The following is a 14,200-nucleotide window of genomic DNA, read 5'->3' on the forward strand; positions in this document are numbered from 1 at the left end:
AGCCCATGAAAGTGGCGCGGCCTGTGCCAGCAGACACCGCAAGGGGCCACCCCGCCGCGCTGGTGTCGCCCCCCTTCCCGGCGAAGCCGAGAGAAGGGGGAAGTGGCGCAGCCGGTCAGGGGTTGTTCCGAATGCTTTCAGGCCAGCTTGCCGTGGCACTGCTTGTATTTTTTGCCGCTGCCGCACGGGCAGGGGTCGTTGCGGCCCACGCGCACGCCGGGCATGGCGGCTTGCGGCGCGCGCAGCGTGCGCTCGTCCACGGTGGTCTCGACCTCGCCGGTTTCGGTGGGCGCACTGTAGGTCACGTTGGCGATGTTCTCGGCGCGCTGGCCCATGTCCTCGGCCGCCTGGTCGAGCTGTGTGGGCGACTGGATCTGCACCGTCATCAAGACCTTGGTCACCTCGTTCTTGACCATGTCGATCAGCTGGCGGAACAGCTCGAAGGCTTCGCGCTTGTATTCCTGCTTAGGCTGCTTTTGCGCATAGCCGCGCAGGTGGATGCCCTGGCGCAGGTAGTCGAGCGCGCTCAGGTGGTCGCGCCAGTTGGAGTCGAAGCTCTGCAGCAGCACGACGCGCTCGAACTGCAGGAAGTTTTCCTGGCCCACCAGCTGCACCTTGGCCTCGAAGGCATCGTGCGCCGCCTTCAGCACCTTCTCGAGGATGTCGTCGTCGGTGATGGACTGCGCGCCTTCGACTTCGCTTTGCAGCGACAGGGACAGCTGCCACTCGTCGGCCAGGGCCTTTTCGAGGGCCGGCAGGTTCCACTGTTCCTCCACCGACTCGGCAGGCACGTGCTGGCGCACCAGGTCGTTGAAGCAGTCCTCGCGCATGGCGGTGATGACGTCGGACAGCTCGGCCGCGTCCAGGATGTCGTTGCGCTGCTGGTAGATGACCTTGCGCTGGTCGTTGGCCACGTCGTCGTATTCGAGCAACTGCTTGCGCACGTCGAAGTTGCGCGCCTCGACCTTGCGCTGCGCCGACTCGATGCTGCGCGTGACGATGCCGGCCTCGATGGCTTCGCCATCGGGCATCTTCAGGCGGTCCATGATGGCCTTGACGCGGTCGCCCGCGAAGATGCGCATCAGCGAGTCGTCGAGGCTCAGGTAAAAGCGCGAGGAGCCCGGGTCGCCCTGGCGGCCCGAACGGCCGCGCAGCTGGTTGTCGATGCGGCGCGACTCGTGGCGCTCGGTGGCGATGATGCGCAGGCCGCCCAGCGCCTTGATCTTCTCGTGGTCCACGGTCCAGGTGGCGCGCAGTTCGGCGATGCGCGCCTGTTGGGCCGCCGCGTCGAGTGCCTCGTCGGCTTCGATGGCCGCCACGTCCTTTTCAATGTTGCCGCCGAGCACGATGTCGGTGCCGCGCCCCGCCATGTTGGTGGCGATCGTGATCATGCCGGCGCGGCCGGCCTGGGCCACGATGTCGGCTTCGCGGGCGTGCTGCTTGGCGTTGAGCACCTGGTGCGGCAGGCCTTCGGTGTTGAGCAGCTGGTCGATGATTTCGGAGTTCTCGATCGAGGTCGTGCCCACCAGCACGGGCTGGCCGCGTTCGTGGCATTCGCGGATGTCCTTGATCGCTGCCTCGTACTTCTCGCGCGTGGTCTTGTAGACGCGGTCGAGCTGGTCGTCGCGCCGGCTCGGGCGGTTGGGCGGGATCACCATGGTCTCCAGACCATAGATTTCCTGGAACTCGTAGGCCTCGGTGTCGGCCGTTCCGGTCATGCCGGCGAGCTTGTTGTAGAGGCGGAAGTAGTTCTGGAACGTGATCGACGCCAGCGTCTGGTTCTCGGCCTGGATTTCGACCCCTTCCTTGGCCTCGACGGCCTGGTGCAGGCCTTCGCTCCAGCGCCGGCCCGACATCAGGCGGCCCGTGAATTCGTCGACGATGACGATCTCTCCGCCCTGCACGACGTAGTGCTGGTCGCGGTGGTACAGGTGGTTGGCCCGCAGCGCCGCGTACAAGTGGTGCATCAAGGTGATGTTGGCCGGGTCGTAGAGCGAGGCGCCCTCGGCAATCAGGCCCTGTGCGGCGAGCACGCGCTCGGCGGTCTCGTGCCCTTGCTCGGTCAGGAACACCTGGTGCGTCTTTTCGTCCAGCGTGAAGTCGCCGGGTTTGGTGACGCCCTCTCCGGTGCGCGGGTCGGCTTCGCCCTCCTGGCGCGCCAGCAGCGGAACCACCTTGTTCATCGCGATGTACATCGCGGTGTGGTCTTCGGCCTGGCCGCTGATGATGAGCGGCGTGCGGGCCTCGTCGATCAGGATGGAGTCCACCTCGTCGACGATGGCGTAGTTGAGCTTGCGCTGCACCCGGTCGCGCGACTCGTACACCATGTTGTCGCGCAGGTAGTCGAAGCCGTACTCGTTGTTGGTGCCGTAGGTGATGTCCGAGCCATAGGCGGCCTGCTTTTCCTCGCGCGGCATGTTGGGCAGGTTGATGCCCACCGAAAGGCCGAGGAAGTTGTACAGCCGCCCCATCCATTGCGCATCGCGCCCTGCGAGGTAGTCGTTCACCGTCACCACATGCACGCCCTCGCCCGACAGGGCGTTGAGGTACACCGGCAGCGTGGCGGTGAGCGTCTTGCCCTCGCCGGTGCGCATTTCAGCGATCTTGCCGTAGTGCAGGGCCATGCCCCCCAGCAGCTGCACATCGAAATGGCGCATCTTCATGATCCGCTTGGAGCCTTCACGCACCACGGCGAACGCCTCGGGCAGCAAGTCGTCGAGCGCCTCGCCGCCGGCCACACGGTCCTTGAACTCCTGCGTCTTCGCACGCAAGGCCTCATCGCTCAGACCCTCGAGCTCGGGCTCCATCGCGTTGATGCGTGCCACCGTCTTGCGGAATTGCTTGAGGAGCCGGTCGTTGCGGCTGCCGAAAATTTTGGTGAGAAAGTTGGTGGCCATGCGAGCAGGTCCGCCCACCATGCCAAGGCATGCCAAGCGGCCAGAATCCCTAAGAAGAAGTGAGTTCAGTTGGGGCCGTCACCCGGTATTGCAAGTTTGCCAATGCCGGGAGCGCGGGGTCCGGACTGGAGATTTTACCCGGCCGATGCGCCCTGTTACCGGACCCCGTGGCGCGGGCCCCGGAACGTGGCCCGCCCGCACCGAGGCGGCCGCCGTGCATGCGGCGCGTCACCGATAATCAGCGCCATGCTTACCTTCTCGCGCACCGCCGTGCCATGAACCGCCGCCACTATGCCGTCTCGCTGCAGCAGGCCTCGGAAGAAGCGCCCGTGCTGGCCAGGCTCGCGGCCCTGACACGCGACTCCAGCAACCGGCTGCGCGCCATCGAGGCCCTGATTCCCGCCGCACTGCGCCATGCCGTGCAGGCCGGGCCGATCGAGGGAAGCACCTGGTGCCTGTTGGTGAAAGGCAATGCCGCAGCCGCCAAGCTGCGCCAACTGTCGCCTGCACTGCAGGCGCACTTGCGCAGCCGAGGATGGGATGTGACGGCGATCCGCCTGAAGGTCCAAGCCTGAGAGCGCGTGCGCCAGGGCATGAACGGTGGATGCACCGCAAAGAGATGGTGCCGATTGTCGGGATCGAACTGACGACCTACCGCTTACAAGGCGGTTGCTCTACCAACTGAGCTAAATCGGCGAAAGCTGTATTCTAGTATCGAAAAAGGCCCCTCCAGAGGCCATTCCGGGATGCTATTTGACGCGCTTGAGCGCCGGGCGTGCGGCCCCAGACGCGGGCGAGGTGGGACGCGGAGGGGGCTCATTGCCATCGTCGGCAGGCGGCTCGGCGGGCACCAACTGCACCACAGACTCCTCCTGCGGCGCCGCCGCATCTCCGGGCCCCCTCGGCACGGGCGCAAGCGCCGCACCCACACCCGAGAGCATGTCTACCGGTGGAGGAAACGCCATGCCCTGGCCATTTTCCCGCGCGTAAATGGCGATCACCCGGCCCACCGGGACCATGATGTCGCGCGGCTTGCCGCCAAAGCGCGCCTTGAATTCGATGAAATCGTTGCCAAGCTGCAGCCCGCTGGTGGCGTCCATGCCGACGTTGAGAACGATCTCTCCATCCTTCACATACTCCCGTGGCACCTGCACCGAATCGTCCACGCGCACGGCCAGGTACGGCGTGAAGCCATTGTCCGAGCACCATTCGTGCAGAGCCCGGATGAGGTAGGGACGTGTGCTGGTCGATTCCTGTGCGTTCATGGTAGTGGTGGGTGTGGGCGGCAGGCGGCAGCGGCGCTTACTTGCGCATGACCTTTTCGGACGGCGTCAGTGCTTCGATGTAGGCCGGACGCGAGAAGATGCGCTCTGCATACTTCAGCAGGGGCGCGGCGTTCTTGCTGAGGTCGATGCCGTAGTAGTCGAGGCGCCACAGCAGCGGCGCAATCGCGACGTCCAGCATGGAGAAGTTCTCGCCCAGCATGTACTTGTTCTTGAGAAACACCGGGGCCAGCTGCGTGAGGCGGTCGCGGATGTGTGCACGCGCCTTCTCCAGGGCTTTCTCGTTGCCCTTGGTGGCGCGCGACTCCAGGATGTTCACGTGCACGAACAGCTCTTTCTCGAAGTTCAGCAGAAACAGGCGCACGCGCGCACGGTCCACCGGATCGCCGGGCATGAGCTGCGGGTGCGGAAAGCGTTCGTCGATGTACTCGTTGATGATGTTCGACTCGTACAGGATCAGGTCGCGCTCGACCAGGATGGGCACCTGGCCGTACGGGTTCATCACATTGATGTCTTCGGGCTTGTTGTACAAGTCGACATCGCGGATTTCAAAGTCCATGCCTTTTTCAAATAGCACGAAGCGGCAGCGGTGGGAAAAGGGGCAGGTTGTACCCGAGTAAAGCACCATCATGGCGGGGGACTCCTAAAAATCAAAAGAGTGGAACGCAAATGCGCCCACTCTAGAAAAGATCCGGCGGCGCCCGAAGGCGCAGCGTAGCGGACCCAATTACTTCACGTCTTTCCAGTACGCGGCATTGAGCTTCCAGGCGATCACGGTGGCAAAGCCCAGGAAAATCAAGACCCACACACCGATGCGCACACGGGTGTTCTGGGCAGGCTCGCCCATCCATTGCAGGTAGCCCACCAGGTCACCGACGGCCTGCTCGTACTGCAGCGGCGTCATCGCGCCGGGGCCGGTTTGCTGCCAGCCCTTGAACACCTGGCTCGTTTGGCCATGGCTGTCGTGCGCTTCAAAGATCGGCTGGCGTTCGCCTTGCAGCTGCCACAAGGCATGGGGCATGCCCACGCTGGGGAACACCAGATTGTTCCAGCCGGTCGCCTTGGTGTCGTCGCGGTAGAAACTGCGCAGGAAGGTGTAGAGGTAATCCGCTCCCGTGCCGCCGTGGCCAGCGCGCGAGCGCGCGATCACGGTGAGGTCGGGTGGATTCGCGCCGAACCACTGCTTGGCCTGCTTGGGGTCGATGGTCGCCACCATGGTGTCACCGATTTTTTCGGTGGTGAACAGCAGGTTGTCCTTGATCTGCTGCTCATTCAGGCCAATGTCGGTGAGCCGGTTGTAGCGCATGAACGCCGCCGAGTGGCAGCCCACGCAGTAGTTGACGAACAGCTTAGCGCCATTTTGCAGCGCCCCCAGATCGTTGGTCTTGTTGGGCGCCTTGTCCCAGGCAACGGTGTCACCACCGGCTGCATGCACCGCACCGGCGGCCAGCCCCAGGGCCGCGATCATCGTGAGAATGAGTTTTTTCATATTGGTCGTCTCCAGCTCAATGCGCAGCGAAGGTCACGCGGTCAGGCACTGCCTTGGGCTCGCCCAGGCGGCTCCACCACGGCATCAGCAGGAAGAAGCCAAAGTAAAACAGCGTTCCGACCTGCGAGACGCGCTCGCCAATCGGCGACGGTGGCTGCACGCCCAGGTAGGCCAGCACGACGAAATTGACGACAAACACGCCATACAGGTACTTGTGCCAGCTTGGACGGTAGCGAATCGACTTGACCGGGCTGGCGTCGAGCCAGGGCAGGAAGAACAGGATGACGACGGCGCCTCCCATGACCACCACGCCCCAGAATTTGGCGTCGATCGACAGCATCAGCGCCACAACCACCACGGCGGCGGCCACGATGGCTCCCTTGAGGAAGCCGGGCAACTTGCCCTTGACCACACCCAGCACAGCACCCAGCAGCACGCAGGCGATCAGCGCGTACATCATTTCGCTCGTGATGGCACGCAGCATCGAGTAGTACGGCGTGAAATACCAGACCGGTGCAATGTGCGCAGGGGTCTTGAGCGGATCGGCCGGGATGAAGTTGTTGTATTCCAGGAAGTAGCCGCCAGCCTCGGGAGCGAAGAAGATCACCGCCGTGAAGGCCATCAGGAACAGGCACACACCCAGGATGTCGTGCACCGTGTAATAGGGGTGGAACGGGATGCCGTCGAGCGGATGGCCTTTGGCGTCCTTGGGCGCGTTGGGGCCCTTGATTTCAATGCCGTCGGGGTTGTTGGAACCCACGTCGTGCAGTGCCAGCAAGTGCGCCACCACCAGGCCCAGCAGCACCAGCGGCACGGCGATGACGTGGAAGCTGAAAAAGCGGTTGAGCGTGGCGTCGCCGACCACATAGTCACCGCGGATCAGCAGGGCCAGGTCGGGGCCGACGAAAGGAATGGCCGAGAACAGGTTCACGATCACCTGGGCGCCCCAGTACGACATCTGGCCCCAGGGCAGCAGGTAACCCATGAAGGCTTCGGCCATGAGCGCCAGGAAAATGGCGCAACCGAAGATCCAGACCAGCTCGCGCGGCTTGCGGTAGCTGCCGTAGATCAGGCCACGGAACATGTGCAGGTAGACGACGATGAAGAACGCCGAGGCACCGGTGGAGTGCATGTAGCGGATCAGCCAGCCCCAGGGCACGTCGCGCATGATGTACTCGACCGACTCGAAGGCCTTGGCGGCGTCGGGCTTGTAGTGCATCACCAGGAAGATGCCGGTGACGATCTGGATCACCAGCACCAGCAGGGCGAGCGAACCGAAGATGTACCAGAAGTTGAAGTTCTTCGGGGCGTAGTACTCCGACATGTGGACGCGGTAGGCGTCGAACGCAGTCGGGAAGCGGTTTTCAAACCAGTTCGTCAGCTTGGCGCCGGACGAGGCGTTGGGGGAAATTTCCTTGAATTCAGCCATGGTGCATTTCCTCAGGCTTTCTTGTCGGCGCCGATGAGCAAACGCGTGTCCGTCAGGTACATGTGCGGCGGCACTTCGAGGTTGTCGGGCGAAGGTTTGTTCTTGAAAACGCGTCCGGCCATGTCAAAGGTCGAGCCGTGGCAGGGGCACAGGAAGCCGCCCTTCCAGTCGTCGGGCAGGGAGGTCTGCGCGCCAGGCGCAAACCGATCGGACGGCGAGCAGCCCAGGTGCGGGCAAATGCCCACGGCCACCAGGATCTCGGGTTTGATCGAGCGGTGCTCGTTGCGCGCGTACTCGGGTGTGAATTCAGCCGGGTTGCGCTTGGACTGCGGATCGGCCAACTGGCCATCAAGCTTGGGCAGCTCGGCCAGCTGCTCGGGCGTGCGCTTGACAATCCATACCGGTTTGCCACGCCACTCGACGGTGACTTTTTCACCGGGCTTGAGCGCGGAAATGTCCACTTCGACGGCAGCACCAGCGGCCTTGGCCTTCTCGGAGGGCTGAAAAGTACTCACGAAAGGAACGGCGGTTGCCACGCCGCCCACCGCACCCGCACAGCCGGATGCGATCAGCCACGTCCGTTTGCTGGAGTCGATTGGAGTTTCACTCATGGGAATCCTCGATGAACATCGCTATATTGGAGAGATCAACCTCAAATTGTAGCGGAGTGAAAACTGGCGCCGCCGCAACAGCGCAGCGTTGACAGCCCCACAGGCTGCGCAATACTGCACGCCTCAACATCCGAAAGGGCACACCATGGGAATGGCACAAGAATTCAGGGAGTTCGCGGTCAAGGGCAACGTCATCGACCTGGCGGTGGGCGTCATCATCGGCGGCGCTTTCGGCAAGATCGTGGACTCGGTCGTCGCAGACCTCATCATGCCGGTCGTGGGCCTGGTGTTCGGCAAACTCGACTTCTCCAACCTGTTCGTGGTGCTCGGCTCTGTGCCAGCGGGCACGGCCATGACCCTGGATGCGCTCAGGAAGGCCGGCGTTCCGGTCTTTGCCTACGGCAACTTCATCACCGTGGCGGTGAACTTCCTCATCCTGGCGTTCATCATTTTCCTCATGATCAAGCAGGTCAACCGCCTCAAGCGCCAGGCGCCGCCCGTGCCGGTGGTGGTCCTGCCGCCGTCCGAAGACATCGTGCTGCTGCGCGAAATCCGCGACAGCCTGCGGCGCTGAAACAGCCCCATGCGGCTACTGTTTCAGTAGCTGGAAACGCCCGGCGCGCAAGCGTTTCGGGCGTTTTTCTTGCTCAAGCCAGCTCGCGCGCCATGCGCACGGCTTCGATCAGGCTGGACGCATCGGCCACGCCCTGGCCCGCGATGTCGAACGCCGTGCCGTGGTCGGGGCTGGTGCGCACCAGCGGCAGCCCGAGCGTGACGTTCACGCCCTTGTCCACGCCCAGGTACTTCACGGGGATCAGGCCCTGGTCGTGGTACATGGCCAGGACCACGTCGAATTCGCCCGGCCGGGCGCTGGTGTGGCGCGCGCGCATGAACACCGTGTCGGGCGCCAGCGGGCCGGTGACATGGAGCCCTTGCGCGCGGGCGGCCGCCACGGCCGGCGCGATGTGCTCGATCTCCTCGCGGCCGAACAGCCCGCCCTCGCCGGCATGCGGGTTCAGCCCCGCCACGGCGATGCGCGGCGCGCGGCCCAGGCTGCGTTGCAGCGCCGCATGCGTGATCTGCAGCGTCTGCAGCACGTTCTCGCACGTCACGGCCTCGAGCGCTGCGCGCAGCGACACATGGATGCTGACCAGCACCGTGCGCAGCTCGTCGCTGGCCAGCATCATGCGCACCGGCATGTCGGCCAGCGCCACACCGCGGTGCGCCGCCGCCTCGGCCTGCAGCAGCTCGGTGTGGCCCGGGTAGTGCACGCCCGCCAGGTGCAGCGCCTCCTTGTGCAGTGGCGCCGTGACCAGGCCGGCGATCTCGCCGCGCAGTGCCGCGCGCGCCGCCCAGACCACGCAGTCGGCCGCGGCGCGCCCGGCCTCGGCACGGACCTGTCCGAACGGTTGCGGCCCCGGCAGCCCGGGCAGTTGCAGCACGGGCAGGCAGCGCGGCGGCACGGCCCAGGCCTCGGCCGGATCGGTGATCAGCGCCACGGGCAGCTCGGGCGCGCCGGGGCGGGCAATGCAGTGCGCAGCGCGGCGCAATGTGGCGAGGTCGCCGACGGCAAAAAAACCACGCAGCTCGCTGGGCGCGTCGCGAAAGGCTTTGGCAATGGTCTCGGGGCCGATGCCGGCCGGATCGCCCTGGGTGATGGCAAAAGGGGTCATGCTGGAGGGTGCGGAGAAATTTGGATGAAATCGGCATCAAACGCCCGTCAATCAAGCGCTGGTAGCTATACAAAACTTAGCATCCCTTTGCGCGCCGAACGCACGCGGCGCGGGTGCGGTGCCGCTTTCAGGCGGGGTTGTCGATGTCAATGAAGACATGGTCGAGCCCGAACTGCGCCGCCACCTGCGCGGCGACGGCCGGTGCGCCATAGCGCTCGGTTGCATGGTGCCCGGCGGCGATGAAGGCCACGCCCATTTCACGCGCCAGGTGCGCCTGGGGCTCGGAGATTTCGCCGGTGACGAAGGCGTCGGCGCCCGCGACGATGGCCGCCTCGAAATAGCCCTGCGCGCCGCCCGTGCACCAGGCCACGCGGGTGATGGCCTGGTCGCCCGGCGACACCAGCGTGGCACGCCGCCCCAGCACCTGCTCCACATGCTGCGCCAGGGCCTGTGCGTCGCTGTAGCGCGCACGGGCGACACAGCCCAGGTCCTGTTCGCCAAAGCGCGCATCGGCCACCCAGTCCAGCCGCTTGCCGAGCTGCGCGTTGTTGCCCAGCTCGGGGTGGGCATCGAGCGGCAGGTGGTAGGCAAACAGGTTGATGTCGTGCGCCAGCAGCCGCTGCAGGCGCTGCTTCATCCAGCCCGTCACACGCCCGTCCTGACCGCGCCAGAACAGGCCGTGGTGCACAAACAGGGCATCGGCGCGCGCGCCGATGGCGGCATCGATCAGCGCGCGGCTGGCGGTGACACCGCTGGCGATGCGCGCGATCTCCTTCTTGCCTTCGACCTGCAGGCCGTTGGGGCCGTAGTCCTTGAAGCGTTCGGGTTGCAGCAGGCTGTCGAACGCCTGCAGAAGTTCGGGGCGGGAGATGGGCATGTGGCTATTGTGCTATGTCGTATGGCGCCTTTCCCACCGCCCCCCGCTGCGGATTACTTGTAGAGCAACTCCGGCAGCCAAAGCCCGATGGCTGGGAACATGTACAGCAGGACGATGGCGATGATCTGGATGCCCATGAACGGCATCATGCCCGCAAAGATCTGGTTGAGCGTCACATGCTTGGGCGCCACGCCTTTGAGGTAGAAGGCCGACATCGCCACAGGCGGACTCAGGAACGCGGTCTGCAGGTTCAGCGCCACCAACAGGCCGAAGAACAGCGGGTCCACCCCAAAGTTGTCCAGCAACGGAATGAAGATCGGCATGAAAATGACGATGATTTCTGTCCACTCGAGTGGCCAGCCCAGCACGAAGATGATCACCTGGGTCAGCACCAGAAACTCGACCTTGGTCAGGTTCATCCCAAGCACCCATTGCTCGACCAGCGCCTGTCCGCCCAGCAGCGCAAAGGCCGCCGAGAAGATGGCAGAACCGACAAAGAGCCAGCACACCATGGCCGAGGTCTTGGCGGTGAGAAAGACCGACTCTTTCACCATGCTCAGGTTGAGCTGACGGTAGGCCGCCGCAAGGATGAAGCCTCCGAAGGCACCCACCGCAGCGGCCTCCGTCGGCGTCGCCAGGCCAAAGACGATCGAGCCCAGCACGGTCAAGATCATGGCGAGGAGCGGGAAGAACGAGGCCAGCAGCATCTTGAAGATTTCGAGCCGCGCGAAACTGAGCAGTGCGTAGTAGACGGCCAGCACGACGGCACCCATCGCCAGGCCGATCCAGAAGCTGGCCGATGCCGGTTGGGTCGTTGCCACAGGCGGGCTGACGGGGGTCGCCGGCGCTGCGGCTGCGGCCGTTGCCGCAGGCTCTACACCTGTGGCTGCCGCCAGAGCGCCATCGCCGGGCTGCGCCTGACCGCCCTCCGCCGGCGGCTCAGCCAGTCCGCCCTCCGAAGGTGGCTCAGTCAGCCCGCCCTCGGACGGTGGCTCCGCCAGCCCACCGCTTTCACCCGGCGGCTCCTGTACGCCGCCATAGTCGGCATTGGACGGCGCCTCGCTGCCGATCTGCTGCAGTCCGGAACTCGCTGGCAGCGGCTCGATGCTGGTAGCGGTGCGATAGCTGAGTGCGGCGATGACGATGAAAAGCAGCAAGGGCAGCAGCGCGAGGGACAGCTGGCGAAGCAGGTAGGCTGCGGGAACTTCTGTGTTGCGCCGGCCCTTCAGCGCGCCGATCAGTGCAGGCACGGCATGGCGTGCACCTGTGGCGCCGACGGCGATCAGTTGCGCCGGCAACGGCACCTTGCGCTGCTCGGCGCTGAGCGGAGGCGCCAGGCGGGGCTTGATTTTCGCGACCAGGATGACATACAGGATGTACAAGCCGGCCAGCATCAATCCGGGGAAAAACGCACCGGCGTACAGCTGGACCACCGAGACGCCCGCCGTTGCGCCGTAGACGATCAACAGCACCGAAGGCGGGATCAGAATGCCCAGGCAACCACCGGCCGTGATGACGCCCGCCGACACCCGCACGTCATAGCCGGCGCGCAGCATCGGCGGCAAGGCCAGCAGTCCCATCAGCGTGACGACCGCACCAACGATGCCTGTGGCGGTCGCGAACAGGGCGCAGGTCACCAGGGTCGCGACGGCGAGCGAGCCGGGGACGCGTGCGAGCATGAGGTGCAAGCTGGTGAACAGCTTTTCGATCAGGTTGGCGCGCTCGACCAGATAGCCCATGAAGACGAACAACGGGATGGCGATCAGCACGTCGCTGGCCATCACCGAGAAAGCGCGCTGCACCATCAGGTCGAGCGTCTGGTGCATCGCGCCCTCAATCGTCTGGCCGCCTGAATGGTATGCAAAAAACGCGAACAGTATCCCCATCCCCATCAGCGTGAATGCGGTGGGGAAACCCAGCATGATGGCCACCACCACCAGCGAGAGCATCAGCAGGCCGATGTGGCCGTTGGTGAGCACCGGGGCGCTGATCAGCATGTACAGGGCCCCGGCGATGATGATTGCCATCAGCCCGAAGCCGAACCACAGTTCCTTGCGGATCATCATTACGCACCCTCCTGGCGTTGTGCGAGCGGTACGTATTTAGCGACGTCGTTCACGTTGGCGTCTTTGGCGTGCACCATTTCCTTGAGCTTGTCGACGTCCACTTCTTCGACGTCTTCCTCGCGGGCGGGCCAGACGCCATCGCGCAGGCACAGGACGCAACGCACGATCTCGACCAGACCCTGCAGCAGCAGCACAGCGCCGGCCACGGGAATCACGAACTTGAACGGGTAGACCGGGATCGGGTCGGCATTGAAGGTCTGCTCACGCATGGCCAGCGACTCGTGGGCGTAGGTCCATCCAGCCCAGGTGAGCGCCACGATGCCGGGCAGGAAGAACACGATATAGAGCGCCAGATCCAGGGTGGCCTGCGTGCGCGGCCGGAAGAAGCCGTACAGCACGTCGCCGCGCACATGGCCGCCCTTGGCCAGCGTGTACGCGCCTGCACACATGAACAGGGTTCCGTACAGCATGATCTGTGCATCCAGCACCCACGCATGGGGTTGGTTCAGAACATAGCGCGAGAACACTTCCGCCGTGATAAGAAAGGTGAGCCCGACCACGGTCCAGGCCGTGGCCTTGCCGAACCAGGTGGAAAAGCTGTCCACAGCCAAAAGAAATCGTTGCATCAAAAATCCTTGGTCGAACATAAAAAAAGGCGCCGAACATCCGGCGCCTTTCCCTCCTAATGCGGCTCAGCTCTTCTTGGCCGGTGCGTTGCGGCCGAAGTAGTGGTTGTAGGCCATCTTGAAGTCGACCGAGTAGTCGTTCTGCCACTGGCCGGCGCGCTGTGCAAAGGCCTTCTGCGAATCGAGCACTTTCTGGAACAGCGGGTTCTCCTTGGCCTTCTTTTCAATGGTCCTGTCCCAGGCGGCGAGCTGGTCGCGCAGGATCGAATCGGGCGTCTTGTAGAACTTCACACCGGCCTTTTTCAGCTCGATGTAGTCCAGCGAGTTGCGCTCGATGGCCTTCCAGCTCATGTCGGCGCTGGCCGCTTGCACGCCATAGTCGATGATGGCTTTGAGTTCCGCCGGCAACGCCTTGTACTTGGCGCCGTTGAACAGGATTTCGAACTGCTCGCCGCTCTGGTGAAAGCTTTGCAGCATGCAGTTCTTGGCCACGTCCGGAAAGCCGAGCACGCGGTCGCTGGAGGCGTTGTTGAACTCGGCAGCGTCAATCAGGCCACGGTCCAGCGCCGGGACAATCTCGCCGCCGGGCAGTGGATTCACCGCCACCCCCATGTCGGTGAACACATCGACGGCGAGACCCACGGTGCGGAACTTCAGGCCCTTCATGTCGGAAGACTTGGCGACCGGCTTCTTGAACCAGCCCAGCGGCTGGGTGGGCATGGGGCCGTAGAGGTAGGACACGACGTCCATGTTCAGGCTCTTGTAGATTTCATCAAGCAGCGCCTTGCCGCCGCCGTAGTTGTGCCAGGCGAGCACCATGTTCGGGTCCATGCCGTAGGCGGGGCCGGACCCCCACAGCGCCAGGGCGGCGTTTTTCCCGTAGTGGTAGGCCACCACACCGTGACCGCCGTCGAGCGTGCCCTTGTTGACCGCTTCAAGCAACTGGAACGCCGGAACCACGGCGCCGGCAGGAAGCACCTCGATCTTCAGGCGCCCGCCGGCCATGTCGTTGATCTTCTTGCCGAAATCCTGCGCGTATTCGTGGAAGATGTCCTTGGACGGCCAGGTACTTTGGAAGCGCAGCGTGGTGGTCTGGGCGGTAGCGACCATGGGTGCCGACATGGCGCCTGCTGCCACGGCGGCACCCTTGAGCAGGCTGCGGCGGCGCGGTGTGTTGCTGTGTGTCATTGGTGTCTCCGTAATGTTGAATGCAATCTAACGTTGCAATTTCATTGTCGGCAACGGTCCC

General features: G+C 64.3%; 13 protein-coding genes and 1 tRNA gene. 2 read left to right on the top strand and 12 right to left on the bottom strand.

Annotated elements, in window-relative coordinates:
- Window positions 1–137: 137 nt before the first annotated feature.
- Window positions 138–2,897 (bottom strand): preprotein translocase subunit SecA, encoded by a 2,760-nt coding sequence (gene secA / locus B2J89_RS02955; protein WP_169167737.1) that lies wholly within the window; start codon window positions 2,895–2,897, stop codon window positions 138–140.
- Window positions 2,898–3,172: 275 nt separating this feature from the next.
- Here secA and B2J89_RS02960 point away from each other — a divergent pair, with 275 nt between their 5' ends.
- Entirely contained in the window at window positions 3,173–3,472 is a 300-nt protein-coding gene (locus B2J89_RS02960) for a DciA family protein (protein ID WP_169167738.1), read from the top strand.
- A gap of 45 nt (window positions 3,473–3,517) precedes the next feature.
- Here the strand turns inward: B2J89_RS02960 and B2J89_RS02965 are convergent.
- The 6 genes from B2J89_RS02965 to petA all read right to left on the bottom strand — a co-directional run bounded on the left by B2J89_RS02965 (window position 3,518) and on the right by petA (window position 7,709).
- Window positions 3,518–3,593 (bottom strand) — tRNA-Thr (locus B2J89_RS02965).
- 53 nt (window positions 3,594–3,646) lie between these two features.
- Window positions 3,647–4,162 (bottom strand): ClpXP protease specificity-enhancing factor, encoded by a 516-nt coding sequence (locus tag B2J89_RS02970; protein WP_169167739.1) that lies wholly within the window; start codon window positions 4,160–4,162, stop codon window positions 3,647–3,649.
- A 37-nt stretch (window positions 4,163–4,199) separates the two neighbouring features.
- Complete coding sequence (locus B2J89_RS02975) at window positions 4,200–4,811, bottom strand: glutathione S-transferase N-terminal domain-containing protein (protein WP_056668591.1); 612 nt, start codon at window positions 4,809–4,811, stop codon at window positions 4,200–4,202.
- Between the two features lie 96 nt (window positions 4,812–4,907).
- Window positions 4,908–5,669 (bottom strand): cytochrome c1, encoded by a 762-nt coding sequence (locus B2J89_RS02980; RefSeq protein WP_169167740.1) that lies wholly within the window; start codon window positions 5,667–5,669, stop codon window positions 4,908–4,910.
- 16 nt (window positions 5,670–5,685) lie between these two features.
- The gene (locus B2J89_RS02985) at window positions 5,686–7,098 is read right to left on the bottom strand and encodes a cytochrome bc complex cytochrome b subunit (protein ID WP_169167741.1); all 1,413 of its coding nucleotides are present in this window, start codon (window positions 7,096–7,098) and stop codon (window positions 5,686–5,688) included.
- Between the two features lie 11 nt (window positions 7,099–7,109).
- Window positions 7,110–7,709, bottom strand: a complete 600-nt coding sequence (gene petA / locus B2J89_RS02990) for a ubiquinol-cytochrome c reductase iron-sulfur subunit (protein WP_169167742.1) — start codon at window positions 7,707–7,709, stop codon at window positions 7,110–7,112.
- Between the two features lie 145 nt (window positions 7,710–7,854).
- Here petA and mscL point away from each other — a divergent pair, with 145 nt between their 5' ends.
- Complete coding sequence (gene mscL, locus B2J89_RS02995; protein WP_169167743.1) at window positions 7,855–8,283, top strand: large conductance mechanosensitive channel protein MscL; 429 nt, start codon at window positions 7,855–7,857, stop codon at window positions 8,281–8,283.
- Window positions 8,284–8,356: 73 nt separating this feature from the next.
- Here the strand turns inward: mscL and pdxA are convergent, their stop codons facing one another.
- The 5 genes from pdxA to B2J89_RS03020 all read right to left on the bottom strand — a co-directional run bounded on the left by pdxA (window position 8,357) and on the right by B2J89_RS03020 (window position 14,139).
- Window positions 8,357–9,382, bottom strand: a complete 1,026-nt coding sequence (pdxA, locus tag B2J89_RS03000) for a 4-hydroxythreonine-4-phosphate dehydrogenase PdxA (protein ID WP_169167744.1) — start codon at window positions 9,380–9,382, stop codon at window positions 8,357–8,359.
- A 127-nt stretch (window positions 9,383–9,509) separates the two neighbouring features.
- Window positions 9,510–10,259: a Nif3-like dinuclear metal center hexameric protein gene (locus B2J89_RS03005; protein ID WP_169167745.1), complete on the bottom strand. Its 750-nt coding sequence runs from the start codon at window positions 10,257–10,259 to the stop codon at window positions 9,510–9,512.
- 53 nt (window positions 10,260–10,312) lie between these two features.
- Window positions 10,313–12,325 (bottom strand): TRAP transporter large permease subunit, encoded by a 2,013-nt coding sequence (locus B2J89_RS03010; RefSeq protein ID WP_169167746.1) that lies wholly within the window; start codon window positions 12,323–12,325, stop codon window positions 10,313–10,315.
- Window positions 12,325–12,951, bottom strand: coding sequence for a TRAP transporter small permease subunit (locus B2J89_RS03015; protein ID WP_169167747.1), 627 nt, complete (start codon window positions 12,949–12,951; stop codon window positions 12,325–12,327). The genes B2J89_RS03010 and B2J89_RS03015 overlap by 1 nt, the downstream gene beginning before the upstream one ends.
- A gap of 66 nt (window positions 12,952–13,017) precedes the next feature.
- On the bottom strand, window positions 13,018–14,139 hold the full coding sequence (locus B2J89_RS03020) for a TRAP transporter substrate-binding protein (protein ID WP_169167748.1): 1,122 nt from the start codon (window positions 14,137–14,139) through the stop codon (window positions 13,018–13,020).
- Between the last annotated feature and the right edge of the window lie 61 nt (window positions 14,140–14,200).

The organism is Acidovorax sp. SRB_24 (assembly GCF_012931925.1).